26 protein-coding genes and 2 riboswitches are annotated in these 25,838 nt (G+C 72.5%); of the genes, 12 read left to right on the top strand and 14 right to left on the bottom strand.

Translation table 11 applies throughout. The features are described 5' to 3' along the window. Positions 1 to 59: 59 nt before the first annotated feature. The 10 genes from ACZ462_RS03155 to ACZ462_RS03110 all read right to left on the bottom strand — a co-directional run bounded on the left by ACZ462_RS03155 (position 60) and on the right by ACZ462_RS03110 (position 10,882). Positions 60 to 914, bottom strand: coding sequence for a thioesterase family protein (locus ACZ462_RS03155; protein WP_467802720.1), 855 nt, complete (start codon positions 912 to 914; stop codon positions 60 to 62). A gap of 58 nt (positions 915 to 972) precedes the next feature. Continuing rightward, positions 973 to 1,629 carry a trimeric intracellular cation channel family protein gene (locus tag ACZ462_RS03150; protein WP_467802718.1) on the bottom strand — a complete coding sequence of 219 codons (657 nt, stop codon included), beginning with the start codon at positions 1,627 to 1,629 and terminating at the stop codon, positions 973 to 975. 152 nt (positions 1,630 to 1,781) lie between these two features. After that, positions 1,782 to 2,876: an ABC transporter ATP-binding protein gene (locus ACZ462_RS03145; RefSeq protein ID WP_467802716.1), complete on the bottom strand. Its 1,095-nt coding sequence runs from the start codon at positions 2,874 to 2,876 to the stop codon at positions 1,782 to 1,784. Between the two features lie 5 nt (positions 2,877 to 2,881). Then, positions 2,882 to 3,904: an ABC transporter ATP-binding protein gene (locus tag ACZ462_RS03140; protein ID WP_467802888.1), complete on the bottom strand. Its 1,023-nt coding sequence runs from the start codon at positions 3,902 to 3,904 to the stop codon at positions 2,882 to 2,884. A gap of 98 nt (positions 3,905 to 4,002) precedes the next feature. Continuing rightward, positions 4,003 to 5,004 carry an ABC transporter permease gene (locus tag ACZ462_RS03135; protein ID WP_189809085.1) on the bottom strand — a complete coding sequence of 334 codons (1,002 nt, stop codon included), beginning with the start codon at positions 5,002 to 5,004 and terminating at the stop codon, positions 4,003 to 4,005. A 139-nt stretch (positions 5,005 to 5,143) separates the two neighbouring features. Further along, complete coding sequence (locus ACZ462_RS03130) at positions 5,144 to 6,907, bottom strand: ABC transporter substrate-binding protein (RefSeq protein ID WP_467802714.1); 1,764 nt, start codon at positions 6,905 to 6,907, stop codon at positions 5,144 to 5,146. 41 nt (positions 6,908 to 6,948) lie between these two features. Further along, positions 6,949 to 7,941 (bottom strand): ABC transporter permease, encoded by a 993-nt coding sequence (locus ACZ462_RS03125; RefSeq protein ID WP_467802713.1) that lies wholly within the window; start codon positions 7,939 to 7,941, stop codon positions 6,949 to 6,951. A 642-nt stretch (positions 7,942 to 8,583) separates the two neighbouring features. Next, complete coding sequence (locus ACZ462_RS03120) at positions 8,584 to 9,324, bottom strand: enhanced serine sensitivity protein SseB C-terminal domain-containing protein (RefSeq protein WP_125543002.1); 741 nt, start codon at positions 9,322 to 9,324, stop codon at positions 8,584 to 8,586. 82 nt (positions 9,325 to 9,406) lie between these two features. After that, positions 9,407 to 10,153, bottom strand: a complete 747-nt coding sequence (locus ACZ462_RS03115) for an enhanced serine sensitivity protein SseB (RefSeq protein WP_467802711.1) — start codon at positions 10,151 to 10,153, stop codon at positions 9,407 to 9,409. 96 nt (positions 10,154 to 10,249) lie between these two features. Further along, positions 10,250 to 10,882 carry an AAA family ATPase gene (locus ACZ462_RS03110; protein ID WP_467802886.1) on the bottom strand — a complete coding sequence of 211 codons (633 nt, stop codon included), beginning with the start codon at positions 10,880 to 10,882 and terminating at the stop codon, positions 10,250 to 10,252. 278 nt (positions 10,883 to 11,160) lie between these two features. Continuing rightward, a riboswitch (glycine riboswitch) is annotated at positions 11,161 to 11,264 on the top strand. A 182-nt stretch (positions 11,265 to 11,446) separates the two neighbouring features. On the opposite strand from ACZ462_RS03110, the gene gcvT reads away from it, so the two are divergent. The 5 genes from gcvT to ACZ462_RS03085 all read left to right on the top strand — a co-directional run bounded on the left by gcvT (position 11,447) and on the right by ACZ462_RS03085 (position 16,681). Then, positions 11,447 to 12,562, top strand: coding sequence for a glycine cleavage system aminomethyltransferase GcvT (gene gcvT, locus ACZ462_RS03105; protein ID WP_467802709.1), 1,116 nt, complete (start codon positions 11,447 to 11,449; stop codon positions 12,560 to 12,562). Positions 12,563 to 12,670: 108 nt separating this feature from the next. Beyond that, positions 12,671 to 13,054 (top strand): glycine cleavage system protein GcvH, encoded by a 384-nt coding sequence (gcvH, locus tag ACZ462_RS03100; RefSeq protein WP_467802707.1) that lies wholly within the window; start codon positions 12,671 to 12,673, stop codon positions 13,052 to 13,054. A gap of 14 nt (positions 13,055 to 13,068) precedes the next feature. Next, a complete protein-coding gene (gene glyA / locus ACZ462_RS03095) occupies positions 13,069 to 14,325 on the top strand; it encodes a serine hydroxymethyltransferase (protein WP_365513623.1) in 1,257 nt (418 codons plus the stop codon). A 289-nt stretch (positions 14,326 to 14,614) separates the two neighbouring features. After that, positions 14,615 to 15,997: an L-serine ammonia-lyase gene (locus tag ACZ462_RS03090; RefSeq protein ID WP_467802705.1), complete on the top strand. Its 1,383-nt coding sequence runs from the start codon at positions 14,615 to 14,617 to the stop codon at positions 15,995 to 15,997. A gap of 162 nt (positions 15,998 to 16,159) precedes the next feature. After that, entirely contained in the window at positions 16,160 to 16,681 is a 522-nt protein-coding gene (locus ACZ462_RS03085; RefSeq protein WP_467802704.1) for an AMIN-like domain-containing (lipo)protein, read from the top strand. A 21-nt stretch (positions 16,682 to 16,702) separates the two neighbouring features. Here the strand turns inward: ACZ462_RS03085 and ACZ462_RS03080 are convergent, their stop codons facing one another. Continuing rightward, on the bottom strand, positions 16,703 to 17,434 hold the full coding sequence (locus ACZ462_RS03080) for a flavodoxin family protein (RefSeq protein ID WP_467802703.1): 732 nt from the start codon (positions 17,432 to 17,434) through the stop codon (positions 16,703 to 16,705). A gap of 320 nt (positions 17,435 to 17,754) precedes the next feature. Further along, a riboswitch (cobalamin riboswitch) is annotated at positions 17,755 to 17,949 on the top strand. A gap of 29 nt (positions 17,950 to 17,978) precedes the next feature. Between ACZ462_RS03080 and ACZ462_RS03075 the strand changes: the two genes are divergently transcribed. The 5 genes from ACZ462_RS03075 to ACZ462_RS03055 all read left to right on the top strand — a co-directional run bounded on the left by ACZ462_RS03075 (position 17,979) and on the right by ACZ462_RS03055 (position 21,326). Next, positions 17,979 to 18,671, top strand: a complete 693-nt coding sequence (locus tag ACZ462_RS03075; RefSeq protein ID WP_467802702.1) for an energy-coupling factor ABC transporter permease — start codon at positions 17,979 to 17,981, stop codon at positions 18,669 to 18,671. A 5-nt stretch (positions 18,672 to 18,676) separates the two neighbouring features. Beyond that, positions 18,677 to 19,021 (top strand): energy-coupling factor ABC transporter substrate-binding protein, encoded by a 345-nt coding sequence (locus ACZ462_RS03070; RefSeq protein ID WP_467802701.1) that lies wholly within the window; start codon positions 18,677 to 18,679, stop codon positions 19,019 to 19,021. Positions 19,022 to 19,024: 3 nt separating this feature from the next. After that, positions 19,025 to 19,774: a cobalt ECF transporter T component CbiQ gene (gene cbiQ / locus ACZ462_RS03065; protein ID WP_467802700.1), complete on the top strand. Its 750-nt coding sequence runs from the start codon at positions 19,025 to 19,027 to the stop codon at positions 19,772 to 19,774. After that, the gene (locus tag ACZ462_RS03060; protein WP_467802699.1) at positions 19,771 to 20,592 is read left to right on the top strand and encodes an energy-coupling factor ABC transporter ATP-binding protein; all 822 of its coding nucleotides are present in this window, start codon (positions 19,771 to 19,773) and stop codon (positions 20,590 to 20,592) included. Before cbiQ ends, ACZ462_RS03060 begins: the two co-directional genes overlap by 4 nt. A 143-nt stretch (positions 20,593 to 20,735) precedes the next feature. Further along, positions 20,736 to 21,326 carry a PadR family transcriptional regulator gene (locus ACZ462_RS03055; protein ID WP_467802698.1) on the top strand — a complete coding sequence of 197 codons (591 nt, stop codon included), beginning with the start codon at positions 20,736 to 20,738 and terminating at the stop codon, positions 21,324 to 21,326. Between the two features lie 64 nt (positions 21,327 to 21,390). On the opposite strand, the gene ACZ462_RS03050 is transcribed toward ACZ462_RS03055, so the two are convergent. Continuing rightward, positions 21,391 to 21,603: an EF-hand domain-containing protein gene (locus tag ACZ462_RS03050; protein WP_467802697.1), complete on the bottom strand. Its 213-nt coding sequence runs from the start codon at positions 21,601 to 21,603 to the stop codon at positions 21,391 to 21,393. A 254-nt stretch (positions 21,604 to 21,857) separates the two neighbouring features. Here ACZ462_RS03050 and ACZ462_RS03045 point away from each other — a divergent pair, with 254 nt between their 5' ends. Together ACZ462_RS03045 and ACZ462_RS03040 are read left to right on the top strand one after the other, a co-directional pair. Then, positions 21,858 to 22,598: a tRNA-dependent cyclodipeptide synthase gene (locus ACZ462_RS03045; protein WP_467802696.1), complete on the top strand. Its 741-nt coding sequence runs from the start codon at positions 21,858 to 21,860 to the stop codon at positions 22,596 to 22,598. Next, positions 22,579 to 23,817: a cytochrome P450 gene (locus tag ACZ462_RS03040; RefSeq protein WP_467802695.1), complete on the top strand. Its 1,239-nt coding sequence runs from the start codon at positions 22,579 to 22,581 to the stop codon at positions 23,815 to 23,817. The genes ACZ462_RS03045 and ACZ462_RS03040 overlap by 20 nt, the downstream gene beginning before the upstream one ends. Positions 23,818 to 23,857: 40 nt before the next feature. Here ACZ462_RS03040 and ACZ462_RS03035 read toward each other — a convergent pair whose 3' ends face one another. Together ACZ462_RS03035 and ACZ462_RS03030 are read right to left on the bottom strand one after the other, a co-directional pair. Beyond that, positions 23,858 to 25,048: a YncE family protein gene (locus tag ACZ462_RS03035; protein ID WP_467802694.1), complete on the bottom strand. Its 1,191-nt coding sequence runs from the start codon at positions 25,046 to 25,048 to the stop codon at positions 23,858 to 23,860. Next, the gene (locus ACZ462_RS03030) at positions 25,045 to 25,836 is read right to left on the bottom strand and encodes a polysaccharide deacetylase family protein (RefSeq protein WP_467802693.1); all 792 of its coding nucleotides are present in this window, start codon (positions 25,834 to 25,836) and stop codon (positions 25,045 to 25,047) included. The genes ACZ462_RS03035 and ACZ462_RS03030 overlap by 4 nt, the downstream gene beginning before the upstream one ends. Between the last annotated feature and the right edge of the window lie 2 nt (positions 25,837 to 25,838).

Below are 25,838 nucleotides of genomic sequence, written 5' to 3'. Positions count from 1 at the left end.
CACGCCGCCCTCCGCTCCGGCCCGCCGGGGGCCGGGCTGCCGCGGGCCAGCTCCGCGGGTCAGCTCCGCGGGGCGCGGGCCAGCTGGCGGGACTGGGCGACCAGGCGGTCCTCGGAGTCCCAGACCTCGGCGTCCTCCTCCAGGAAGCCGCCGGCCAGGTTCCGGGTGGTGATGGAGATCCGCAGCGGGCCGGGGGCGGGGCGGCGGCGGACGTGCGCGGTCAGCTCGACGGTCGGGCTCCAGCCCATCATGCCGAGGTCGAAGCAGGTCGGCGGGAGGGCGTCGACGGCGAGGAGCAGGGACAGCGGGTCGGCGTCCCGGCCGTCGGCCAGCTCGAACCAGGCCCGCATCTCGCCCTTGCCGGAGGGGGCGCCGAGCGCCCAGCCGGCGGTCGCCGGGTCCAGCCGCAGGCGGAGCCGGTCGACGATGGCGTTGCTGCCGGGGATGGGGGCCGGGCCGGCCTCCGGACCGAGGCAGGCCTCGTACGGCGGCATCGCGGGCGGGAGGGCGGTGGTGCGGACGTCGTCCGGGAGGGCGGCGAGGTCGCCGTAGGAGGCGACGACGCGGATCCGCTCGACCTCGGCGCCGGTCTCGTCGTACTGGTACAGGGAGGCCTGGCCGGTGGAGAGGGTGCGGCCGACGCGGACGACCTCGGTGCGGATGACGGCGGGGCCGGGCTCGCTGGAGGTGAGGTAGTGGGCGGAGACCGTGAAGGGGTCCGGGTGCGGGAGGGCCGCCGCCAGCGCCCTGCCGACCATGGCCAGCAGGTAGCCGCCGTTGACGGCGGTGATGATCGTCCATCCGGCCGAGAGCTCGGCGTCGTACACCCCGGGCTCGCCGGCCCGCTCGGTGAGGGTGGTGTCGCGGTCGAACTCGCTGTCGCCGATGGAGGCCTGGGCTGCTGCGTATGCCATGGGATCGAGCCTACAACCGAAGACTACTAAGCGGTAGCTTTTCGATGTGGCGTGCTGATCACGGCTCCTCGGACACCGCCGAGCGGCGGTTCCAGGCCAGCGGGGCCCGCCAGTGGAACTGCATGGCGAGCAGCCGCAGCACGAAGGTGGTGACGATGGCGGCGGCCGTGGTCAGCGCGTTCAGCGCGCCGAAGGCGATGGAGAGGGCCACCATCGCCGCGCCGACGGTGGCGGGCACGGCGTACATCTCCCGGTCGCGCAGCAGCGTGGGCACCTCGTTGGCGAGGACGTCGCGCAGGACGCCGCCGCCGACGGCCGTGGCCAGCCCGAGCGCGGCGGACGCGGTGAGGCCGAGCCCGTACTCGTACGCCTTCGTCGTGCCGGTCACGCAGAACAGGGCCAGGCCCGCGGCGTCGAAGACCTTGATGGCCCGGTTGATCCGCTGCACCTCGGGGTGGAGGAAGAAGACGAGGGCCGCGGCGATCAGCGGGGTGACGAAGAAGCTGAGCTCGGCGAAGGCGGCCGGCGGGACGGCGCCGATGACGAGGTCGCGGAAGAGGCCGCCGCCCAGGGCGGTTACCTCGGCGAGGACCGCGATGCCGAAGACGTCGAAGTTCTTGCGCACGGCGAGCAGGGCGCCCGCGGTGGCGAAGACGAAGATGCCCGCGAGGTCCAGCGCGTGCTGGATCCCGGGCGGGAAGAGGTCGTGGAGCACCGCCCCATTGTGCCGCCCGCCCGCCGCCCGCCCGCCGGACGGCCCCGGCGGACAGGCCGGCGGCCCGGGCACCGACCGCTACTCGGTGCCCGGGCCGTCGGACGAAGGTGCCCCGGGGACGGGCCGTCTGTCCAGTGCCGGCCCTTCGGTCCCTAGGGCGTCACCGCGGCGAGGGCGTCCGCCGCACCGGGCAGGGCCGGGTCGCCGGGCGCCTGGTCGGGGGCGTTCTCCGGGTGGTGGCAGGCCACCTGGTGCCCCGTGGCCAGCGCCGCCAGCGGCGGCTCCTTGACGGTGCAGATCTGCGTCGCCTTCCAGCAGCGGGTGTGGAAGCGGCAGCCGCTCGGCGGCGAGATCGGCGAGGGCACGTCGCCCTTGAGCAGGATGCGCCCGCTCTTCGCCCCGCGCCGGCGCGGGTCCGGCACGGGCACGGCCGACAGCAGCGCCTTGGTGTACGGGTGCATGGGGGTCTCGTACAGCGAGGTGCGGTCGGTCAGCTCCACGATCTTGCCGAGGTACATGACCGCGATGCGGTCCGAGACGTGCCGGATGACCGACAGGTCGTGCGCGATGATCACGTACGTGAGGCCGAGCTCCTCCTGGAGGTCGTCCAGCAGGTTGACCACCTGGGCCTGGATCGACACGTCCAGTGCGGACACCGGCTCGTCGGCGACGACCAGCTTCGGCTTGAGCGCCAGCGCGCGGGCGATGCCGATGCGCTGGCGCTGGCCGCCGGAGAACTCGTGCGGGTAGCGGTTGTAGTGCTCGGGGTTGAGGCCGACCAGGGACAGCAGGCGCTGCACCTCCGCCTTGAGCCCGCCCTCCGGCTCGACGCCCTGGAGCTTGAACGGCGCGCTGACGATCGTGCCGACCGTGTGGCGCGGGTTCAGCGAGCCGTACGGGTCCTGGAAGATCATCTGCACATCGCGCCGCAGCGGCCGCATCCCGGCGACCCCGAGGTGCGTGATGTCGCGGCCCTCGAACTCGACCGTGCCGCCGGTGGGCTCCAGCAGGCGGGTGATCAGCCGGCCCATCGTGGACTTGCCGCAGCCGGACTCGCCCACGACGCCGAGCGTCTCACCGCGCCGGACGTCGAAGTCGATCCCGTCGACGGCCTTGACGGCCGCGACCTGCCGGCGCAGCAGTCCCTTGTTGATGGGGAAGTGCTTGACCAGGCCGGTCACCTTCAGCAGCGGTTCCTCGGCGGTCGCCTCCGGCGCGCCCGCCCCGGCCGTGTCCTTCTTCGTCATGTCGGTCACAGCTTCGGCGCAATCTCTTCGGTCCAGATCCGGGTCCGCTCCTCCTGCGTCATGTGGCAGGCCGACCAGTGCCCGCTGCCGTCCTCGGTCAGCTCGGGCCGGCGGGTGCGGGTGATACCGCCCTCGGGGACGTCCGCGTACGGGCAGCGCGGGTTGAACGCGCAGCCGCTCGGGATGTTGATGAGGCTGGGCGGGGAGCCCTTGACCGGGATCAGGCGCTCGGTCTGCTCGCGGTCGATGCGCGGCATGGAGCCGAGCAGCCCCCAGGTGTAGGGGTGGCGGGGCTCGTAGAAGACCTTCTCCGCGGTGCCGCGCTCGACGCAGCGGCCGCCGTACATGACGAGGATGTCGTCGGCCATCTCGGCGACCACGCCGAGGTCGTGCGTGATCATGATGACGGCGGATCCGAACTCCCGCTGGAGGTCGCGGATCAGGTCGAGGATCTGCGCCTGCACGGTGACGTCGAGGGCGGTGGTCGGCTCGTCGGCGATGAGCAGCTCCGGGTTGTTGACCAGGGCCATCGCGATCATCGCGCGCTGGCGCATGCCGCCGGAGAACTCGTGCGGGTAGGCGTCCACGCGCCGGTGCGGCTCGGGGATGCCGACGCGGTCGAGCATCTCGACCGCCCGCTTGCGGGCGGCCTTCTTGTCGGTGTCGTGGTGCGTGCGGTACGCCTCGACGATCTGCTTGCCGACGGTGTAGTAGGGGTGCATCGCGGACAGCGGGTCCTGGAAGACCATCGCCATCTTGCGGCCGCGCAGCGTGCGCACGTGGTCGGCGTCCGCCTTGACGAGGTCCTCGCCGTCGAGGACGACCTCGCCGGAGATGTGCGGGCGGCTGCGGGCGTTGCCGGTGCGGTGCAGGCCCATGATGGCCAGCGAGGTCACCGACTTCCCGGAGCCGGACTCGCCGACGATGCCCAGCGTCTTGCCGCGCTCCAGCTCGAAGGACAGCCCGTCGACGGACTTCACGAGGCCGTCGTCGGTCGGGAAGTGCACCTTGAGGTCGCGCACCGACAGGAAGGCGCCGCTGCGCGGGCCGGCCTGCTCGGGGACGAACGCGGGGCCGCCGGCGGTGGCCGCGGCGGGGCCGCCGGATCCGGCGGTGGGGTTCTCGGTCACGTCAGCCTCACGCGCGGGTCGATGACGGCGTACAGCAGGTCCACGATCAGGTTGGCCATCACCACGAACAGCGCGGCGAGCAGGGTGACGCCCATGATCACGGGGAGGTCGCCCTGGCCGATGGCGGCGACGGCTGCCGTCCCGAGGCCCTGGAAGTTGAAGGTCGTCTCGGTGAGCACGGCGCCGCCGAGGAGGCCGCCGAGGTCGAGGCCGAACATCGTGACGATCGGGGTGAGGGTGGAGCGCAGGGCGTGCTTGCGGATGACCACGCCCTCCTTGAGGCCCTTGGCGCGGGCGGTGCGGATGTAGTCCTCGCCGAGGACCTCCAGCATCGTGGCGCGGGTGATGCGGGCGTAGGTGGCGGCGAAGAGGAAGGCCAGGGTGATCCAGGGCAGGATCAGGGAGTTGAGCCAGGCCCCGGGGTCCTCGGTGAGCGGTTTGTAGTTGGAGACGTCGAGCCAGCCGAGGCTGTAGACGAAGATCGCGGGGGCGACCATCCCGGTGAAGAAGATCGGCAGGGAGACGCCGGCGAGGGCGCCGACCATGACGGTGCGGTCGACGGCGGTGCGGCGCTTGAGCGCCGAGACCACACCGGTGGCGACGCCCGCGAGGACCCAGATGACCGCCGCGCCGAGCGCGAGGGAGAGGGTGACCGGCATGCGGTCGACCATGGTCTCCCAGACGGGCGCCTCGGTCTTGAACGAGTAGCCGAAGCAGGGTGCTTCGCAGTGGGTGGTCTCGGTGCCGCCGTCGTAGTCGCGGCCGACGAAGATCCCCTTGACGAAGGTCAGGTACTGCTCGGAAATGGGCTTGTCGAAGCCCATCTTCACGCGGATGCCCGCCAGGGCGGTCTCGTTGGTCTCGCGGCCGGCGTACATGAGCGCCGGATCGCTGCCCGTGATCTTGGGGACCGCGAAGAAGATGCCGAAGGTGACCACGGAGACCACCAGCAGCGTGGCGGCGACGTTGAACAGCCGCCGTATGAGGTAGACGAGCACTGCAGTCGGCCGCCGGGGCGGGCGGCCGCCGCCCCTCGTGGGGACGGCAGCCGCCGCCTGCGGCCTTCACCTGCCCTTCGGACTAGCGCATGTGCGGTGAAGGCACTTGCCTGTTGTTACGTGGCGACTCGCCCGGTGGCTACTTGCCCACGCCGATCACGGCGAGGTCGATCTTGCCCATGGAGTCGTTGAAGTAGACGTTTGTCAGACGGGGGTTGTGGTAGACGAAGGCCTTGTCGAAGTTGATGGGAAGGTAGAGCGCCTTCTCCATGATCTTCTTGTTGATGTCGGTGTAGAACGGCGCGGCGGCGTCCGGCGTCGCGGCGGCGGCGGCCTTGTCGAACAGCCCGTTGATCTCCGGGTCGTTCAGCTCCGTGTAGTTGTTGTTGCCGTTCGGCAGGATGAACGAGCCGTCGACGAGCGGCTGGAGGAAGCCCGAGCCGGAGTTGTAGTCGGCGCCCCAGCCCATGACGATGATGCCGTAGCCCTTCTTCTTCACGTTCTCGGGCGAGCCGATCGTGGAGGAGGAGAGCTTGCCGTCGTACTGGTCGATGGTGGCCTTGATGCCGACCTTGGCGAGCGAGGCCTGGAGGGACTCGGCCGTCTTCACCTCGGGGGCGCGGTTGTTGCGCACCGCGATGGTGGTCTCGAAGCCGTCGGGCTTGCCGCAGGCCTTCAGGGCCTCCTTGGCCTTGTCCTCCTGCGGCTGGCCCTTGGTCAGGCCCCAGGGGTCGTAGCTCTTGTCGGAGCCGGGGATGCCGGGCGGCAGCATGTTGGCGCCGAGGTCACCGCTGGTCGGGCCGCCGCGGGCGGTCTGCAGGGACTTCGGGTCGGCCGCGTAGATGACGGCCTTGCGGCACTCGATGTTGTCGAACGGCGCGACCGTCTGCGGGAAGGCGAAGTAGCGGATGTAGCCGGTGAACGGGTTGTCCGCGTTCTTCTTGAGGTTCGGGTCCTTGAGGACCTTGTTCTTCGCGGCCTGCTGGAGGCCGGTGCCGTCGACCGCGAGGTCGATGTCGCCGGAGAGCAGGCGGGCGTCCATGTCGTCCGGGTTGGTCGTCACCGTGAAGGTGACCTTGTCCGGCAGGCCCGTGCGGATGGTGTCCGTCTTCGGGTCCCAGTTCTCGTTGCGGACGAAGGTGGCGCCCTTGCCGGCGGTGAAGCTCTCGACCTTGTACGGGCCCGTGGAGACGGGCTTGTTCGTGTACGTGGCGCCGGTGTCCTTGGCCGCCGGGACCGGCGAGGAGGACGGCATGGCCAGCAGGTAGCTGAAGTCGGAGTTGGCGCTCGCCAGGTTGAAGACGATCGTCTTGTCGTCCGGCGTCTGGACGGACTTCAGGCCCATCTTCTCGGGGTCGGTGTCCTTGTACGGCCCGGGGTACTTCTGGCCCTGGTCCAGGATGTCCATCAGGTAGGTGGGGCCGCCGGACAGCACGTCCTGCGCGAAGACGCGCTCGATGCCGTACTTGATGTCCTTCGAGGTGATCGGCGTGCCGTCCTCGTACTTCACGCCGTCCTTCAGCTTGAGGGTGTACGTCTTGCCCTCGTTGCTGATGACCGGGAGCGCCTCCGCGAGGTCCGGGACGAGCTTCGTGCCCGCCTCGCCCGGCTTGCTGTCGTACGCGAGCAGCTGGCGGATGTAGAGGCGCTGCATGTTCCACACGAAGCCGTAGTAGGCACGCGCCGGGTCGAGGTAGTCGACGTCCTGCGGCGACCAGAGCTTGAGCTCGCCGCCCTTCTCGGTGGACGGGTTGACGATGCCGGTGGTCGCGGCGTTGAAGGCGGCGCCGCCGGCGCCCTTCGCCTCGGACTTCTTCTCGCCGTCGCCGCCGCCGCACGCGGCGGTCAGCGACAGGGCGGCGATCACGGCGGTGATCGCGAGTGCCTGCTTTCTGCGGATCACGGTGGTCCAACCTCCAGTGGTGGGTGAATCGGTGAAGCGGTTCAGCTGCCCTTGGGGTCGAGTGCGTCGCGCAGCCCGTCCCCGAAGAGGTTGAACGCCAGGACGGTGATGAAGATCGTCATGCCGGGGACCACCATGTACATGGGGTCGTCCTGGTAGATGGGGACGGCGTCGGAGAGCATCTTTCCCCAGGAGGCTGTCGGCGGCTTGACGCCGGCGCCGAGGAAGCTGAGGGCCGCTTCCGTCAGGATGTTGGTCGGGATGATCAGCGTCGCGTAGACGAGGATCGGGGCGACGAGGTTCGGCAGCAGCTCCTTGACCAGGATGTAGCCGCGGCCGGCCCCGAGGCTGCGGGCCGCCTCGACGTACTCGCGCTCGCGCAGGGAGATCGTCTGGCCCCGGACGATGCGGCCGATGTAGGGCCACCCGAAGAAGCCGATGACGACGATCAGCACGCCCATGCGGACGCCCGAACCCTCGAACCCCCAGAGGGAGTTGGGGACCACGGAGACCAGGGCGATGGTGAACAGCAGCTGCGGGAAGGCCAGCAGCAGGTCCATCGTGCGGCTGATCAGGCCGTCGACCCAGCCGCCGAGGAAGCCGGCCAGGGCGCCGAGGAAGCTGCCGATGGCGACGGAGACGAAGGCGGCGAGGAAGGCGACGACCAGCGAGATGCGCGCGCCGTAGACGATCCGGCTGAACACGTCGCGCCCGTTGGTGGGTTCGACGCCGAGCAGGTGCTCGGAGCTCATGCCGCCGAAGGAGCCGATCGGCGTGCCGAGGTCCGGGTCGATCAGGTCCTCGTGGAACTCGTTGGGCGGGTGGCCCAGCACGCTCACGATCTGCGGCGCGAACACCGCCACCAGGATCAGGAGGATCACGACCATGCCGCCGGTCAGCGCGATCTTGTCGCGCTTGAGCCGCATCCAGGCGATACGGCCGGGCGAACGGCCCTCGATGGCCTTCGCCGGGACATCGGCTACGGACACGGGTGCGGGGGTTTCCGCGCTCGTGTCATGCAGTGGTGCCGTCATCGTGGTGGGGACCCCTCTCGGCCGGCGGGTCGCCGGCCCATGCCCGCCGCTGTGGCGGCGTTGGTGCGGAGTGGCGCTGGAGTGCGTCGCCGGCACGCAGCGGGGCGTGCCGGTGTGCGGGACGTGCAGCGGTTCGGGACGTGCAGGACGTGCGGACGTGCGGACGTGCGGGACGTGCGGGACGCACGGGACGTGCAGCGGTGCGGGAGGTGCAGACGTGCCGGACGTGCGGGAGGTGCTGTGCCCGGTGCCTGCGGAAAGCAGGGCGGAGCGCAAGCGGTGTGCAGGTGAGCCGGGTCCTTCCCGAGGGCCGGAGCGGCTCTTGGGTGGGGAGTCTTCATCGGCGCGTCGATCAGCCGCCAGACCCGCAGATGAATGGATGCGCAACCGTGATGTGAGGGTCCGATTCCCGTTATCCGGACTCCGCTGTCGGCTCAGCGGAGCAACACCGTCCGTTCGGTGCGCATTCGGACATGGTGCCCAACGGGCATCAGGAGCACGCCTTTTGGGTGTTCAACGGCGGCGAAATCCGGACAAGGCGAAGGCCGCGGGGAGCGGCTGCGAAGCCGGTGCTCCCCGCGGCCCGGGAGGGTCGCGCGGCAGGTGCGTCCACGGATCGTGGGAGGCCCGTGCGGCCGTCTGTCAGTAGGCCGGGGCCTGCCCCTCGCGGTCGTAGAACGGGCGCGTCTGCGACCTGAGCCACATCGCGACGGGGTCGTGCTCGTCGGCGAGCGCCACCGTGCACACCGGCACGCCCTCGGGCACCGCCCCCACGGACTGGCGCATCATCTCCCGTACGGATTCCAGCGCGGGCGCGGAGGCGTCGTACAGGTCGAGGCCGACCGCGAGGTACGGCGAGCCCAGCGCGGGCTGCACCCAGGCGCGGCGCAGCGACCGCACGGCCGGGGTGCGGTGCGCGTGCTGGGTCAGCAGCCCGTAGAACTGCGGGAGCTCCAGGGCCGGCTCGGACAGCCGCAGCGGGCCGGCCGGCATCCGGTCCAGGCCGGTGGCGATCCGGCGCAGGTCGGCCCAGGGGATGCCGAGGCCGCCGCCCTGGGCGTGCGGGTTGAGCCAGAGCCCCCACCGGTCGGGGTAGAGGGCGCGGGCGATGTCGCGGCCGGTGACGACCTCGTAGCCCCGGTTCCAGCCGCTGGCGGCCAGTTCCTGGGGGGAGGTGACGCACGGGGCGTAGCCGAGGCCCTCCAGCTCCATCCCGCCGTACTGGGCGTCCGGGGAGCCCGGGGAGCCCTGCCAGAGCAGCATCCACAGGCGGCCCTCGGCGAGGGCGTGCAGAAGTGACTCGTAGCTCTCGTAGCGCCCGGGAGTCACTTGGCGCATCACGTGCTCGACCTGCCCGGCCGCGGCCGTGCCTGACGCACTCACCGGTACCCCTCCTCGTCCGCCCGCGTAGACCCGCTGTCCAGGCCACTCGTGCGGCCAGGAGATGTCACCAGCTTAAGCGGCGCTAGGGGACGCAGAAGGGGCGTACGCGCGTAACGATGTGGTCGGCGACCGGGTCGCCGGCGGCCTCGGGCGCGTCCAGCAGCACCAACTGCACGGGCCAGGGCGCCGGGACTCGGCCCAGGGCCCGGCCGAGGGCCTCCAGCGGCAGGGCGCGCAGCGCCGGGTCCGGTCCCGTGAGCCTGACGCCGATGTAGAGCTCGGGCGCGCCGCCCTCGACGCTGGCCAGGCAGCGGTACGCGGCGGCGACGGCGCCGGTGGCGCGGAACTCCTCGGCGGCCGCGGCGAGGAGGTCCACCGGGTCCTCCTGCCAGTCGGGCTCGTAGAGGCGGACGCGGGCGCCGGAGGCTGGCCCGTCGAGCGCGGTGCGGCCGGCGCGGCACAGGGCGGCGACGGCGGGCGGGGGCAGGGGGACGCCGACGGCGCCCTCTGGGTTCACGGCGATGCCGAGCTGCGGGGGCAGGCCGCGGGCGAACTCGACCGCGGGCGCGACGGCGAAGTCCATGGCGGTGCCCACGCAGGCACGGAACTGGGAGGCGGAGCTGTAGACCGGGACGTACGCCGCCCCGCCGATGTCCATGGTGGGCAGCGCGAGGGAGGCGCTGTCGGGGCCGCCCCCGGCGGGCAGCGGCACCCAGACGGAGCTGCGGCCGAGGACCTCGACGATCCGCGGGCCCGCGTCCGCCGCTCCGAGGGCGGCGCCCAGCACCTGCTCCAGCTCGTTCTCCGGCCAGCCGCCGTCCCCGCCCATGTCCGCCTCCGCTCGTCGCGCCGTGTTACGCGCCCGAGGGTAGCGGCCCGCGCGGGCACCCGCGGTCGGGGACCGCGGGGCCGGGCGGAGATCCGGTCAGGCGGCCGGTCGTGCGGCCGGGGGCGCCGGGCGGAAGGCTATGCGGTTCAGCCGGGCGGCCGCGGGCCGGTCCAGGAGGACCACCGAGGCGCAGCCGGCGGGCAGCGGGCCGGATTCCGCGGCCCGGAGCAGGCGGGCGACGGCGGCCCGGTGCCGGGCGAAGGCGTACGCGGACACGCCGCGGCCGCGGGCCCGCTGCCCGGCCAGGGCCTCCTCCGGGGTGGCCACGAGCAGCACCAGGTGCAGGGCCCGGCCCCGGCGCCGCGCGGCTGCGGCGAGCAGCCCGCGCACCCAGCGCTGCGTGCCGCAGTCGTGGACGACGAGGGAGGCGCCCGAGCGCAGGGCCCGCCACATCCCCCGGTAGTGGGCGATCCGCACCAGCGGCCGGTAGACGGCGTACGGCAGGGCCGGGGGCATGCGGCGCTCCCAGCGCTCGCGCACGTCCTGCGAGTCGATGCCGCCGCCCTCGGCGGCGCGCTTGATCAGCGTGCTCTTCCCGCCGCCGGGCAGGCCGGAGACCACGACGATGTCCCCCTCGGCGAAGCCGAGCCGGTCGGGGCCGCTCCCGCCGGTGCCGCGCAGGTCGCGCACGGATCCGTGGCACGTTTCCGCGGCCGGCCGGGCCGGCACCCCCTCCGCAGTCCCCGCCGTGGCCAGCACTCCGAACCTCCGCACACCGATCGCCTCCCCCGCACGGGTCACCGGGACCCATTCCCACCCAATGTAAAGGGACGGTAATCCGGCGTCCCGGGTTTGCGTCGGCGCGTCCGCCCGGCGGACGCCCGGCCGCGCCCGCCCCGCGACCCCGCGCTCTTGGCGGATGGAACGGTCTTTCGGGCCCGCGCACCCGTTCTCGGGCACCTCGTGCAATGATGTGCGCCATCTGGACCAACTGCATACCGGCCGCTTGAATCCGCGCGGGAGAGTCCCGGCAGGCCGCGAGGCCGTGTCCGGGCGCCGAAGGAGCAAGTACCTCCCTTGAATCTCTCAGGCCCCGTACCGCGTGGATGAGGCAGATCTGAAAAGCGAGCCGCGCCCCGCCCGTCCGCCGCGACGGGACCGGGGGGTGCTCCACCCAAGGTGCAAGTCGGTGATCCCGCTCCGGGGAACTCTCGGCGAACCTCTCAGGTTCCGATGACAGATGGGGAGGAACGTCCTCGTCATGTCATGCCCTGGGACCCGGGAGCCACACCCATGAGCAATGCCCCCCGCCTGACCGCGCTCGATGCGCTGCACCGCTCGCTCGGTGCGACCATGACCGACTTCGCCGGCTGGGACATGCCCCTGCGGTACGGCAGCGAGCGCGACGAGCACAACGCCGTGCGCACGAAGGCCGGCCTGTTCGACCTCTCCCACATGGGCGAGATCACCCTGACCGGCCCGGAGGCCGTCAAGGCCCTCGACTACGCCCTGGTGGGGAACATCTCCACCGTCGGCGTCGGCCGCGCCCGCTACACGCACATCTGCCAGGAGGACGGCGGGATCCTCGACGACCTGATCGTCTACCGCCTCGGCGAGACCGAGTACATGGTCGTCGCCAACGCCTCGAACGCCCAGGTGGTGCTGGACGCCCTCACCGAGCGCGCGGCCGGCTTCGACACCGAGGTCCGCGACGACCGCGACGCGTACGCGCTGATCGCGGTGCAGGGGCCGGAGTCCCCCGCCATCCTGGCGTCGCTGACCGACGCCGACCTGGACGGCCTGAAGTACTACGCCGGCCTGCCCGGCACGGTGGCGGGCGTCCCCGCGCTGATCGCCCGTACCGGCTACACCGGCGAGGACGGCTTCGAGCTGTTCGTCTCCCCGGAGCACGCGGTGGAGCTGTGGCAGGCGCTGAGCAAGGCCGGCGAGGGCCGCGGCCTGGTGCCGTGCGGCCTGTCCTGCCGCGACACGCTGCGCCTGGAGGCGGGCATGCCGCTGTACGGGCACGAGCTGACGACCTCCCTGACCCCGTTCGACGCGGGCCTGGGCCGGGTCGTGAAGTTCGAGAAGGAGGGCGACTTCGTGGGCCGTGCCGCCCTGGAGGCCGCCGCCGAGCGCTCCGCGTCGAACCCGCCGCGCAAGCTGGTCGGCCTGGTCGCCGAGGGCCGCCGGGTCCCGCGCGCCGGGTTCCCCGTCGTGGCGGGCGGCCGGGTGGTCGGCGAGGTCACCTCCGGCGCCCCGTCGCCGACCCTGGGCAAGCCGATCGCCATGGCGTACGTCGACGCGGCACACGCCGAACCGGGCGCCTCCGGCGTCGGCGTGGACATCCGCGGTACCCATGAGCCGTACGAGGTCGTCGCCCTGCCCTTCTACAAGCGGCAGAAGTAGACCCCGACGCGTCGGCACGTCCGCACGCTCCCGCCTGCCGGGCCGAGCCGTCTCGACAGGCAAGACAACCGTTCGTTCGCACTCCCCCGCATCCAGGAGAATCAGGCCATGAGCAACCCCCAGCAGCTGCGTTACAGCAAGGAGCACGAGTGGCTGTCGGCCGCCGAGGACGGCGTCGCGACGGTCGGCATCACCGCGTTCGCGGCCAACGCGCTCGGTGACGTCGTCTACGCCCAGCTCCCCGCCGTCGGCGACACCGTGACCGCGGGCGAGACCTGCGGCGAGCTGGAGTCGACCAAGTCCGTCAGCGACCTGTACTCCCCGGTCACGGGCGAGGTCGTCGAGGCCAACCAGGACGTCGTGGACGACCCGGCGCTCGTGAACAGCGCCCCCTTCGAGGGCGGGTGGCTCTTCAAGGTGCGCGTGTCGGACGAGCCGGAGGACCTGCTCTCCGCCGCCGAGTACGAGCAGCTCACCCTTTCCGGCAACTGAACCAGGGACCGAAGATGTCCGTTCTGAACACCCCTCTCCACGAGCTCGACCCCGACGTCGCCGCTGCCGTCGACGCCGAGCTCGCGCGCCAGCAGTCGACCCTGGAGATGATCGCGTCGGAGAACTTCGCTCCGGTCGCCGTCATGGAGGCCCAGGGCTCGGTCCTGACCAACAAGTACGCCGAGGGCTACCCGGGCCGCCGCTACTACGGCGGCTGCGAGCACGTCGACGTCGTCGAGCAGATCGCCATCGACCGGATCAAGGCGCTCTTCGGCGCCGAGGCGGCGAACGTGCAGCCGCACTCCGGTGCGCAGGCGAACGCCGCCGCGATGTTCGCGCTGCTGAAGCCGGGCGACACGATCATGGGCCTGAACCTGGCCCACGGCGGTCACCTGACCCACGGCATGAAGATCAACTTCTCGGGCAAGCTCTACAACGTGGTCCCGTACCACGTCGGCGAGGACGGCCAGGTCGACATGGCCGAGGTCGAGCGCCTCGCCAAGGAGTCCAAGCCGCAGCTGATCGTCGCCGGCTGGTCCGCCTACCCGCGCCAGCTGGACTTCGCCGCCTTCCGCCGCATCGCGGACGAGGTCGGCGCGTACCTGATGGTCGACATGGCGCACTTCGCCGGACTGGTCGCCGCGGGCCTGCACCCGAACCCGGTGCCGCACGCCCACGTCGTCACCACCACCACGCACAAGACCCTCGGCGGTCCGCGCGGCGGTGTCATCCTGTCGACGCAGGAGCTGGCCAAGAAGATCAACTCCGCGGTCTTCCCCGGCCAGCAGGGCGGCCCGCTGGAGCACGTGATCGCCGCCAAGGCGGTCTCCTTCAAGGTGGCGGCCTCGCCCGAGTTCAAGGAGCGCCAGGAGCGCACCCTGGCCGGCGCGAAGATCATCGCCGAGCGCCTGGTCCGGGACGACGTCAAGGCCGTCGGCGTGGACGTCCTCTCCGGCGGCACCGACGTGCACCTGGTCCTGGTGGACCTGCGCAACTCGGAGCTGGACGGCCAGCAGGCCGAGGACCGCCTCCACGAGATCGGCATCACCGTCAACCGCAACGCCATCCCGAACGACCCGCGGCCCCCGATGGTCACCTCGGGCCTGCGGATCGGCACGCCGGCCCTGGCCACCCGCGGTTTCGGCGCCGAGGACTTCACCGAGGTCGCCGACATCATCGCCGAGGCCCTGAAGCCGTCCTACGACGGCGAGGCCCTCAAGGCGCGCGTCTCGGCGCTCGCCGCGAAGCACCCGCTGTACCCGTCGCTGTAAGGCCGCGGCTCGGAGGGCCCGGCCCTGTCCCCCACAGGGCCGGGCCCTTCCCATGGCCGGGTGCGGCGCCCTGCGCGCCGCCGGCCCGCAAGCCGCCGTACAGGCCGGCGTCACCGGCCCCCTCACGAACTGACGTACGCTGATTAACCGGGCAAGGGCGCCCACGAGGCGATCTTTGCCCGCAATCCCTGCAAAGTCCGCCCCCTCCGTCGGCCGCCTCGCCCCCGCTGCGAGAGCGACTCGGCGGTTCGTTCCCCGCCACCGCGGGGGTGACCGGGAGTCCGCCACCGTGGCCATTTCCGTCTTCGATCTCTTCTCGATCGGCATCGGTCCGTCCAGCTCGCACACCGTCGGCCCGATGCGCGCCGCCCGCATGTTCGTCAACCGGCTGAAGAAGGACGGCCTGCTCGCCCAGACCGCCTCCGTCCGCGCGGAGCTGTACGGCTCGCTCGGCGCGACCGGCCACGGCCATGGCACGCCCAAGGCGGTGCTGCTGGGCCTGGAGGGCCACTCCCCGCGGACCGTGGACGTGGAGACCGCCGACGCCGAGGTGGAGCGCATCCGCACCACGGGCCGGCTGCGCCTGCTGGGCACGGAGATAGGGAGCGCCCACGAGATCGCCTTCGACGAGCCGAACCAGCTCGTCCTGCACCGGCGCCGGTCCCTGCCCTACCACGCGAACGGCATGACCCTCTTCGCGTACGACGCCGCCGGCACGCCGCTGCTGGAGAAGACGTACTACTCGGTCGGCGGCGGCTTCGTGGTGGACGAGGACGCGGTCGGCGAGGACCGGATCAAGCTCGACGACACCGTGCTGAAGTACCCCTTCCGCTCGGGCGACGAGATGCTGCGCCTGGCGAAGGAGACCGGCCTGTCGATCTCCTCGCTGATGCTGGAGAACGAGAAGGCGTGGCGCACCGAGGAGGAGATCCGCGAGGGCCTGCTGGAGATCTGGCGGGTCATGCAGGCCTGTGTGGCGCGCGGCATGTCCCGCGAGGGCATCCTCCCCGGCGGCCTGCGCGTCAGGCGCCGCGCCGCGTCCACGGCGCGCCAGCTGCGCACCGAGGGCGACCCGATGATGCACCGCAGCGAGTGGACGACGATCTACGCGATGGCGGTCAACGAGGAGAACGCGGCGGGCGGCCGCGTCGTGACGGCCCCGACGAACGGCGCGGCGGGCGTCCTGCCGGCCGTCCTGCACTACTACGTGAACTTCGTGCCCGGCGCGGACGAGGACGGCGTGGTCCGCTTCCTGCTCGCCGCGGGCGCGATCGGCATGCTGTTCAAGGAGAACGCCTCGATCTCCGGCGCCGAGGTCGGCTGCCAGGGCGAGGTCGGCTCGGCCTGCTCGATGGCGGCCGGCGCGCTCGCGGAGGTCCTGGGCGGCACCCCCGAGCAGGTGGAGAACGCGGCCGAGATCGGCATGGAGCACAACCTGGGCCTGACCTGCGACCCGGTCGGCGGCCTCGTGCAGATCCCCTGCATCGAGCGCAACGGCATGGCGGCGGTCAAGGCCGTCACGGCGGCGAAGATGGCGATGCGTGGCGACGGCTCCCACAAGGTCTCCCTCGACAAGGTCATCAAGACCATGAAGGAGACCGGCGCCGACATGAAGATCAAGTACAAGGAGACGGCGCGCGGCGGCCTCGCCGTCAACGTCATCGAGTGCTGACACCGTCCGGCTGATCCGGCCGGGCGCGGGCAGAAGGGGCGGACCTCACCAGGTCGGCCCCTTCTGTCCTATTTTTTTGCATTTTGCTGCAACCATGAGGGTCCACGGCGTGTCTTCAGCAGCGACAACCTGTCCCCGTCTCTCGAAGAACAGGGGGACGCCATGAAACACCTCCGCCGCCGGCAGGCCGCGGCCCTGGCCACCGGGGTCCTGCTCACCGCCGGAACCGCCCTCGCCGCACCGGCCTCCACGGCCGCGGCCCCCGCCGGCCGGGCCCCGGCCACCCCGCTCGTCGTAGGCGCCCGCTGGGCCGGGCACTGCACGTACGACCGGATCGTCGTCGACCTGAAGGGGCGCGTGCCGGACGCCGAGATCACGCGCGTCCCCGCACTCTTCCAGGACGGCTCCGGCGCCCCCGTCCCGCTCGCCGGGAAGCACTTCCTCCAGATCCGGCTGCACCCCGCCGCGGCGCACCTGCGCTCCGGCGAGGGCACCTACCGCGGGCCCAGGCTGGTCCGGACGAACCTGCCCGCGCTCAAGGGGCTCGCCATGACCGGCGACTTCGAGGGGTACGTGACCTTCGGCGCCGCCTTCGACAGCAGGCCCTCGTACAAGGCGTTCACGCTCCGCTCGCCCGACCGGTTCGTGGTCGACATCGCGCACCGGAACGTGTGCTGCGGCTGATCGGCAACGGCCCGCCCGCCGCTACCGGTGTTCCGGGTTGGGGAAGTCGAAGCGGCAGCCGGCGTCCCACTGCGAGCGCTGGTTGCCGTGGGCCGGGATGCCGCCGGAGCGCTTGAGCAGCGCCGCGAGGTGCATGAGGTTCCACGACATGAAGGCGGTGTTGCGGTTGGTGAAGTCGTTCTCGGGGCCGCCCGATCCCGGATCGAGGTACGAGGGACCGGGCCCGGCCTCGCCGATCCAGCCGGCGTCGGCCTGCGGCGGGACCGCGTAGCCGAGGTGCTGGAGGCTGTAGAGGATGTTCATGGCGCAGTGCTTGACGCCGTCCTCGTTGCCGGTGACGAGCGCCCCGCCGACCCGGCCGTAGTAGGCGTACTGGCCGTGCTCGTTCAGCAGGGAGGAGCAGGCGTAGAGGCGCTCGATGACCTGCTTCATGACGGAGCTGTTGTCGCCGAGCCAGATCGGCCCGCACAGCACGAGGATGTCCGCGTCCATGACCCGGCTGTACAGGACGGGCCACTGGTCCGTCTCCCAGCCGTGCTCGGTCATGTCCGGCCAGACGCCGGTGGCGATGTCGTGGTCGACGGCGCGGACGACCGAGGTGCGGGCGCCGGCCGACTCCATGACGGCGCGGCTTCGGTCGATGAGCCCCTCGGTGTTGCTGGTCTCCGGCGAGCGCTTGAGCGTGCAGTTGACGAAGAGGGCGGTGAGGTCGGAGTAGTCGTACGGGTGCGCGGTGTCGGTTTCGGCGGCCACGGCACCACCCTGCGCCGCCCCTGGGCGGCCCGCCAGCGGACGGCGGCCGTCCGGGGGCGGCGCGCTCCCCGGGGTCGGCGCCGGGCCCGTTCCGCGGCTTCGGCGCACGCCGGTGGGAGCACGGGGGCGGAATCGCGCCGGGCCGCGCGCCGGTGCCCGCCCGGCAGCCCGAACGGCCGCCGGCGGGGGCGGAATCACAAGGCGGAACGGCCGCTGCTCCCCCTCCCGGAGAGCGCGTACGCCGGGCGCGGCCCGGGAAGCGGAATCCGGCTCGGGCGTGCCCTCGCCCACACCGGCTTGTTCCGGGTCCGTGCGGGCCATTAGGGTCAGCGGGCCTTGGTGTTCGGGAAACCGGTGGAAGACCGGTGCGGCCCTCGCCACTGTGAACGGGAAGTCCGGCTCCACTCCTGCGGGAAGCCACTGGGCGGCGCGGGGTGATCCGCACCGCCCGGGAAGGCGGAGCCAGGGCGGCAGCACCCGTGAGCCAGGAGACCGGCCGGGGCGCGTTGTCCATCCACGAGGTGCTGGAGAGGTCTCCCCACACATGCACATAGCCGAGGGGTTTCTGCCCCCGTTGCACGCGGCCGCCTGGGGCGCCGCGTCCGCTCCGTTCGTCGTCCACGGCGTCCGCGCACTCACCCGCGAGGTGAAGGAGAACCCCGAGAGCACCCTGCTCCTCGGGGCGTCCGGAGCCTTCACGTTCGTCCTTTCCGCCCTGAAGATCCCCTCCGTGACGGGCAGTTGCTCGCACCCGACGGGGACCGGGCTCGGCGCGATCCTGTTCCGGCCGCCGATCATGGCGGTGCTCGGCACCATCACCCTGCTCTTCCAGGCCCTGCTGCTCGCGCACGGCGGCCTGACCACCCTCGGTGCCAACGTCTTCTCCATGGCGATCGCCGGCCCGTGGGCCGGGTTCGGGGTCTACCTGCTGCTCCGGCGGTTCGGCGCCCCGCTCATGGTGGCCGTGTTCTTCGGCGCCTTCTCCGCGGACCTGGTCACCTACTGCGTCACCTCCGTGCAGCTGGCGCTCGCCTTCCCCGACCCGGGCAGCGGCATCGCCGGCGCCCTCGCGAAGTTCGGCGGCATCTTCGCCGTCACCCAGATCCCGCTGGCCGTCAGCGAGGGCCTGCTGACGGTCCTGGTGATGCGGCTGCTGATGCAGTCCAGCAAGTCCGACCTGGTCCGGCTGGGCGTCGCCAAGCTCGCCGGCCGCTCCGACCGGAAGGCGGCGGCGTGATGGGCATGAGCCGGAACGCGAAGATCAACACCCTGCTGCTGCTCGTGGTCGCCGCCCTCGCGGTGCTCCCCCTCGCGCTGGGGCTCGGCGACGGCAGGGAGGAGCCGTTCACCGGCGCCGACGGCCAGGCCGAAGCGGCGATCACCGAGCTCAAGCCGGACTACGAGCCGTGGTTCACCCCGCTGTACGAGCCGCCGTCCGGCGAGGTCGAGTCCGCCCTGTTCTCCCTCCAGGCGGCCCTCGGCGCAGGCGTCCTCGCCTACTACTTCGGAGTGCGCAGGGGCCGCCGCCAGGGCGCCGCGGCGGCCGCCGTGTCCGCCGCGCCGGGCGACACCCGCGCGGAGGGCTAGCCGGTGCTGCCGATCGACGTGGCTGCGCACGGCAGCCGCTGGCGCGGCCGGCACCCTCTGGAGAAGGCCCTGCTGGGACTCGGGCTGACGGTCACCGCGGTGTGCCTTCCGCCCTGGCCCGGCGGGCCCCTGGTCGCCGCGGCGACCCTCGCCGTCCTGCTCGGGCCGGCGGGGGTCGCCGGGCGGCAGCTGTGGCGGGCCTTCCGGATCCCGCTGGGCTTCTGCTTCACCGGTGCGCTGCCGCTGCTCGTCGCGGTCGGCGGCGCCGCCGGACCGGTTTCGCTGGCCCCGGACGGGCCGCGGCACGCGGGCGAGCTGCTGCTGCGCACGTCCGCCGCGTCCCTGGGCGTCCTGCTGTTCGCGTTCACCACCCCGGTCTCGGACGTGCTGCCCAGGCTGGTCCGCGCCGGGGTGCCGGCCCCCGTGGTCGACGTGGCGCTCGTGATGTACCGCATCGGGTTCCTGCTGCTGGACTCGCTCGCGCAGGTCAGGCGGGCCCAGGCGGCCCGGCTGGGGGCCGCGGACCGGGCGGCGGTGTGGCGGTCGCTGGCCGGGCTCGCCGCGACCTCGTTCGTCCGGGCCTTCGACCGGGCGGCGCGGCTCCAGTCCGGCCTCGCCGGCCGCGGGTACGACGGGGCGCTGCGCGTGCTGGTGCCCGAGGCCGCCCTGTCGCGGCGCTTCCTCGCGGCCTCAGGAGCGCTCATCGCGGGCCTGGTCGCGCTGACCTACACCCTGGAGGGGCTGTACTCGTGAACCCGTTGGTGGAACTGGCCGGAGCGGGCTACGCCTACGACGACGGCCCGGCGGTGCTGGACGGCGTGGACTTCTCCATCGCCGAAGGCCGGGCGCTGGTCCTGCTGGGCCGCAACGGCAGCGGCAAGACCACGCTGATGCGGCTGCTGAGCGGCGGGCTGCGGCCGGCCTCCGGGGAACTCCTGCTGGACGGGGTGCCGGTGGCGTACGACCGGGCGGGCCTGACCCGGCTGCGCAAGGCGGTCCAGCTGGTCGTGCAGGACCCGGACGACCAGTTGTTCGCGGCCTCCGTCGAGCAGGACGTCTCCTTCGGCCCGATGAACCTGGGCCTGCCGGCCGCCGAGGTGCGGGCCCGCGTCGGTGAGGCGCTGTCCGCGCTCGGCATCACGGCGCTGCGGGACCGGCCGACACACCTGCTGTCGTACGGGCAGCGCAAGCGGGCGGCGATCGCCGGGGCGGTGGCGATGGCGCCGCGCGTGCTGATCCTGGACGAGCCGACGGCCGGCCTGGACCCGGAGGGGCAGGAGCGGCTGCTGGACGCCCTGGCGGGCCTCCGCGCGGCGGGGACGACGGTGGTGATGGCCACGCACGACGTCGACCTCGCGGTGCGCTGGGCGGACGACGCGGCGGTGCTCACCCGGGAGGGGATCCGCCTCGGCCCGGCGGCGGCGCTGCTGTCGGACCCGGAGCTGCTGGCGGGGGCGGGCCTGCGGCAGGCCTGGTCGCCGGCGGTGGCGGAGTTCCTGCGGGCGCGCGGCCTGCTGGCGGCGGGCGTCCCGGGGCCCAAGGCGCCCGAGGCTCTGGCCTCCTGGCACTGACTTCCGTCGTCGGGGGGCGGCGGATCCCCGCTGCCCCCGGGCCGGCCTCCGCGGTCGTGTCGTCGAAGTCCCGTCCGGCCGGCGGGGCCTGCCCCTTTTCGGGCGGCCGGCGCCATTTTGACGGCACTCCCTACGATGGCGGCATGTCCCTGCCGCACGCCATCCTCACCGCCCTGCTGGAGAAGCCCTCGTCGGGGCTGGAGCTGACCCGCCGGTTCGACCGGTCGATCGGGTACTTCTGGTCGGCGACGCACCAGCAGATCTACCGGGAGCTCGGCCGGCTGGAGGAGGCCGGGCTCATCCGGGCCCTGCCCGGCGACGGGCCCGTACGGGGCCAGAGGAAGGAGTACGAGGTCCTGCCCGCGGGCAGCGAGGAGCTGGCGCGCTGGGTGGGCGGGAGCCAGGACCCGAAGGCCATCCGGGACCCGCTGCTGCTGCGCGTCCGCGCGGCGGCGGTGGTGGGCGCGGGCGGCCTCCGGGCCGAGCTCCGGCGGCACCTGGAGCTGCACCGCCGGCAGCTGGCGCTGTACGAGGCCATCGAGGAGCGGGACTTCCCGCCCGGCCGGGACTCCGACGAGGACCGGCTGCGCCGGCTCGTGCTGCACGGCGGCATCGGGCTGGAGACGTTCTGGCTGCGCTGGCTGGAGGAGGCGCTGGAGGAGGTCGGCGCCCTCGCGGACCGGCCGGGCGGCGGGCCGGATCCCGCGGAACCGCCCGCCGCGGGGGCGTCCTGACGGGTGTGCACACGGCAGTGCCCCCGTCCGCCCGGCTCAGGCGTACGGGGGCACGGCGCACGGCTCACTTGTTCAGGGACGCCCAGAACTCGTCGAAGCTCATCAGGCCGTCGCTGTCGGTGTCCCGGGCGGCGATCACGGCGTCCGCGACCGGGCCCGTCACGAACGGGTCGCCCATCTGGGCCATGGCCTGACGGAACTCGTCGGCCGTCACGAAGCCGTCGCCGTCCGCGTCGAACCTGCCGAACGTCGCCCGCGCGCTCTCGATGTCCGCCACTTGGGATCCACCCCTTCTCGGTGCTGATTGACCGGCTCAGGGTAGCGCCAGCCGGGGCGGCTCCCGCCTCCGGGTCCCGTTCGCCCGGCAGAAAGAAATTCAATTACCGCCCCGTAACGCGGAATGGATGATTCCGGCCAGGAAACCGGACTCGGGCTTGTCACGTTCCGGGATCACCGCATAACGTACCGGCATTGCCGCCACACCAGGAGCGCAGGGCTCCCAGGGACATGCGGCAACAAAGGTGATCCCAGGTGACGATCACAGCCGGCCCACCCTTCGAAGTCCTTCCCTTCACCCGCACCTGCCGGAACATCCGGGAGGACGGCGACCATGTGCTCATCGGGGTAAGCCCCGGGAACGGCCACTTCAGCTCGGAGCGCATCGGAAGCCTCGCCCGCTGGACCTCGTCCCGTTTCGCGCAGGTCGACTTCGGCTACGCGGACTTGCACGTGGACCGTATGTCCGCGGCGTTCGGATACAGCCGCGAGCATGCCGCCAGACGCGCCTCGAAGGAGATCGAAGCCGTCCGGAGGCGCGTTCCGAAAGGCGTCGGGGAATGCGGGCGGGCGCATCCCGGGATCCGGGTGGGCGCACTGTCCGACTTCCGGTCGAACCCCGTTTTCCGACTTCTGCAGCGGCGCGTCCTCCATTTCCTGGAGACCGACGGAGAATTCCGCAAGGGGCGCGAGGAGATGGCCTTGTATTTCGTCGGCCCCGAACTGCCGGAAGGCGAATCCATGACGGACGCCCGGTTGCAGGCCTGTTTCGACCACCTCGCGGCCGAACTGCCCTTCTGCGCGGACGCCCCGAGCATTCCGGACGCGGCGTCGCCGGTGGCGGCGTACCACGTGGGGATGCCGCTGACCGACCTCCTGTTCGCAGGCGGCGGGGGCCTGCGCGCGACCCGCGAACAGGGCTGCGCCGCCGTCCGGCCGGAGGCCGCGGACCGCGCACCGACCGAAGGGAGCGCCGGTGAGCGCCGAGCAGCCTGACCCGGGCCCGGAGCAGGCCCTCCCCCTCCTCGACTTCCCGCTGTCGCGCCGCGGCGACATCGTCCCCGAGGAGTGCGCCTGGCTGCGCGAGAAGGCGCCCGTCGCCAGGGTCCGCACGCTGACGGGCGACCAGGCCTGGCTGGTGAGCAGCTACGCGCTGGCCAAGCAGGTACTGGAGGACGACCGGTTCAGCCTGGAGGACACGGCGAACGCCGGCGTCCCGCGGCAGTACGCGCTGACGATCCCGCCCGAGGTCGTCGGCACCATGGGCGGCACCAACAGCGCGGGCCTGCGGACCGCGGTGACGAAGTCGCTGAACCCGCGCCAGGCGGGCCTGCAGGACGCGCTGCGGGCCACGGCCCACGCCCTCGTCGACGCGATGGCCGCCGAGGGCGCGCCCGCCGACCTGCGGGCCGCCTTCGCCGACCCCTTCTCGGCGGCCATGCACTGCCGGGTCCTGGGCGTGCCGTCCGACGACTGGAGGCGCCTGATGTCCGGGCTGGACGTCGCGTTCATGACCGCGCGCGAGCCGTTCGCCGACTCGGCGCTCAACTGGTGCAAGGCCGTCGGGTACTTCGCCGACCGGCTCGGCGAGCAGGCCGCGCTGCCCGCCGAGGAGCGTACGGGGCTCCTCGGCCGCTTCGCGGAGCTGAGGGGGGCCGATCCGGAGTCGGCGCACCTCACCGACGAGGTGTTCGCCACCGTCGCCGTGTCCCTCTTCGGCGCCGGGGCGGTGTCCACGTCCGCGTTCCTCGTCCTCGCCGTGCTGGCCCTGCTCCAGCGGCCCGGGCTCGTCGCCCGGCTGCGCCGGCATCCCGAGCGCACGGCGCAGGCGGTCGACGAGCTGCTGCGCTGGAACCTCTCCGTCGGCGACGGCCTGCCGCGGATCGCGCGCGCCGACGTCCGGGTCGGCGACGTGCTCGTCAAGGAGGGCGAGCTCGTCCTCGTCCTCCTCGAAGGGGCCAACTTCGACCCGGAGGCCTTCGACCGCCCCGAGGAGCTCGACCTGGAGCGCGAGAGCCGCAACGCCCACCTCGCGTTCGGTGCGGGGCCGCACTACTGCCCGGCCTCGGCGCTGGGCCGGGTGCACGCGATGATCGCGCTGGAGGTACTGGCGGAGCGGCTGCCCGGGCTGCGGCTCGCGGTGCCCGCGGAGAACCTGGTGTGGCGCACCGGCTTCACCAAGCGCCTGCCGGAGCGGCTCCCGGTCGCCTGGTGAGCCGTGTGGAGGCGCCCCCGGGGCGGGGCGCCTCACAGCACTAGCGGAAGATGCCGGTGTGGCCGAGGGAGTAGCGGCCCGGCTGGGGGTAGACGGCCAGGCCGTGCGGGCCGCCGCCGACGGGGACCCGGGCGAGCTGCTTGCCCGTCACCGTGTCGATCGCGTAGACCTCGTTGTCGTAGCGGCCGGACAGCCACAGCACCTTGCCGTCGGCGCTGACGCCGCCCATGTCGGGGCTGCCGCCGTCCGGCAGCTCCCACTTCTTCGTGAGCTTGTTCTGCTTGAAGTCGAAGACCGACACGGAGCCCTCGCCGCGGTTGGAGACGTACATCTCCCTGGAGTCGCGGCTGACGTACAGCCCGTGGCAGCCCTTCCCGGTGGGCAGCAGCTTGGGCGTCTCGAACCGGTCCCCGCTGAGCACCCACATGCCGTGCGCCATCATGTCGGCGACGTAGAAGGTCTTGCCGTCCGGGGAGACCTTCACGTCCTGCGGCATGGCCCCCTCGAAGGGCAGCTTCTGCTGGGCGACGACCTCCATCTTCTCGGTGTCCACCTTCAGCAGCTCCCCGGAGAACTCGCAGGAGACGATGAAGTAGCGCCCGTCCGCCGAGAAGTCGGCGTGGTTGACGCCGAAGCAGGTCACCGGGACCGTCTTGACCCGGTCCATGGTGTGCGGGTTGCGGAAAACCAGCTCCTTGTCCATGGAGGCCATGACGACCGCGTACTTGCCGTTCGGGGTGAAGTACAGGTTGTACGGGTCGTGGACCTCGACCGGCTTGCCGGCCTCCCCGGTGGCCGGGTTGATCGGCGTGAGCGTGTGCCCGCGGTTGTTGTTGACCCACAGCGTCTTCAGGTCCCAGGACGGCACGACGTGCTGCGGCTGGACGCCCACCGGGATGGTGTCGATGACCTTGTACGTCACCGGGTCGATGACCGAGACGGTGTTGGAGTTGGTGTTCGGGACGTAGACGCGCGACGGGAAGTCCTTGACCACCGGGGAGAGCGCGTTCGGCCGGTCGGCGGCGTACACGTCGTTCGGGTCGAGGAGCGGCGGCATGCCGGGGAGGCCCGGCGGGGCCGCGGGGACGGCCTTGGCCGGCTGGCGGGCGGGCGCCTTGGAGCCGAGCGCCTCGGCGGGGCCCCGGTCGGCCGATCCGCAGCCGGCCAGGGCGGCGAGGGCCAGACCGGCCACGAGCGCGGCGGCCTTACGGGAGGGGCGGGGGGTCGTCATGGGGTCAGCAGCTCCGTGGTGGTCACCGCGCGCAGCTTCCGGCGCGCGAGTTCTTCGAGGAGGGGCGGCATCGCGTCGACCGTGTCCGCGTAGCCGAAGTGCAGGCTCACCACGGATCCGCTGCGGATCGTCCCGGTGACGGTGCGGATGACGGCCGCCGCGCCGGGCGAGGTGAAGTCGAGGGAGTCCACGTCGTACGACAGGACGTGCGGGTAGCCCGCCCTGCGGGCCAGCGTCCGGACGAGGGGGGTGGCGTGCTGCGTCTGCGAGGGGCGGAACCAGGTGCCGATGGAGCCGGTGAGCCTGCGCAGGCGCTGCGCGCAGCCGGTGATCTCGGCGTAGGCCTCGGCCTCCGGCAGGTCGTTGAGGGCGAGGTGGCGCTGGGTGTGGTTGCCGAGTTCGTGGCCGCCGTCCAGGATGCGCGCGGCCATCGCGGGGTGGGCGTCGAGCCAGGTGCCGACGGCGAGGACGGTGACGCGGGCGCCGGCGCGCTCGGCTTCGGCGAGGACGGCGCGGGCGGTCGCGGGGTCGCCGTTCCCGTGGAAGGTGAGGGCGACCGCGGGGCGGGTGCGCGGGCCGTGCGCGATCTCCTCGGGGTGCCCGGCGAAGCGGCGCGGCGGGGGTGCGGGGCGGCGGGCCGGCCGGGCCGGGGCGGGCTTGGCGGGGGCCGGGGACGCCGGTGCGGCGGAGGGGTGGGTGCCGCCCGCGCCGCAGGCGGCGGCGAGGGCTCCGGCGGCGGCCGCCGCACCGGCGCGGAGGGCGGACCTGCGGTCCGGGTAGCAAGACACCC

The sequence above is a fragment of the Streptomyces sp. NPDC031121 genome, from assembly GCF_055570615.1.
The sequence above is the reverse complement of the archived record's forward strand: the minus strand, read 5'-3'. Positions and strand labels throughout refer to the sequence as shown.

Bases quoted from the DNA above. Each gene is read 5' to 3' on its own strand.
- gcvH (WP_467802707.1), top strand. From the start codon at position 12,671: ATGAGCAACCCCCAGCAGCTGCGTTACAGCAAGGAGCACGAGTGGCTG.
- glyA (WP_365513623.1), top strand. From the start codon at position 13,069: ATGTCCGTTCTGAACACCCCTCTCCACGAGCTCGACCCCGACGTCGCC.
- ACZ462_RS03145 (WP_467802716.1), bottom strand. From the start codon at position 2,876: ATGACGAAGAAGGACACGGCCGGGGCGGGCGCGCCGGAGGCGACCGCC.
- ACZ462_RS03125 (WP_467802713.1), bottom strand. From the start codon at position 7,941: ATGACGGCACCACTGCATGACACGAGCGCGGAAACCCCCGCACCCGTG.
- ACZ462_RS03075 (WP_467802702.1), top strand. From the start codon at position 17,979: ATGCACATAGCCGAGGGGTTTCTGCCCCCGTTGCACGCGGCCGCCTGG.
- ACZ462_RS03155 (WP_467802720.1), bottom strand. From the start codon at position 914: ATGGCATACGCAGCAGCCCAGGCCTCCATCGGCGACAGCGAGTTCGAC.
- gcvT (WP_467802709.1), top strand. From the start codon at position 11,447: ATGAGCAATGCCCCCCGCCTGACCGCGCTCGATGCGCTGCACCGCTCG.
- ACZ462_RS03070 (WP_467802701.1), top strand. From the start codon at position 18,677: ATGAGCCGGAACGCGAAGATCAACACCCTGCTGCTGCTCGTGGTCGCC.
- ACZ462_RS03055 (WP_467802698.1), top strand. From the start codon at position 20,736: ATGTCCCTGCCGCACGCCATCCTCACCGCCCTGCTGGAGAAGCCCTCG.
- ACZ462_RS03035 (WP_467802694.1), bottom strand. From the start codon at position 25,048: ATGACGACCCCCCGCCCCTCCCGTAAGGCCGCCGCGCTCGTGGCCGGT.
- ACZ462_RS03115 (WP_467802711.1), bottom strand. From the start codon at position 10,153: ATGGGCGGGGACGGCGGCTGGCCGGAGAACGAGCTGGAGCAGGTGCTG.
- ACZ462_RS03085 (WP_467802704.1), top strand. From the start codon at position 16,160: ATGAAACACCTCCGCCGCCGGCAGGCCGCGGCCCTGGCCACCGGGGTC.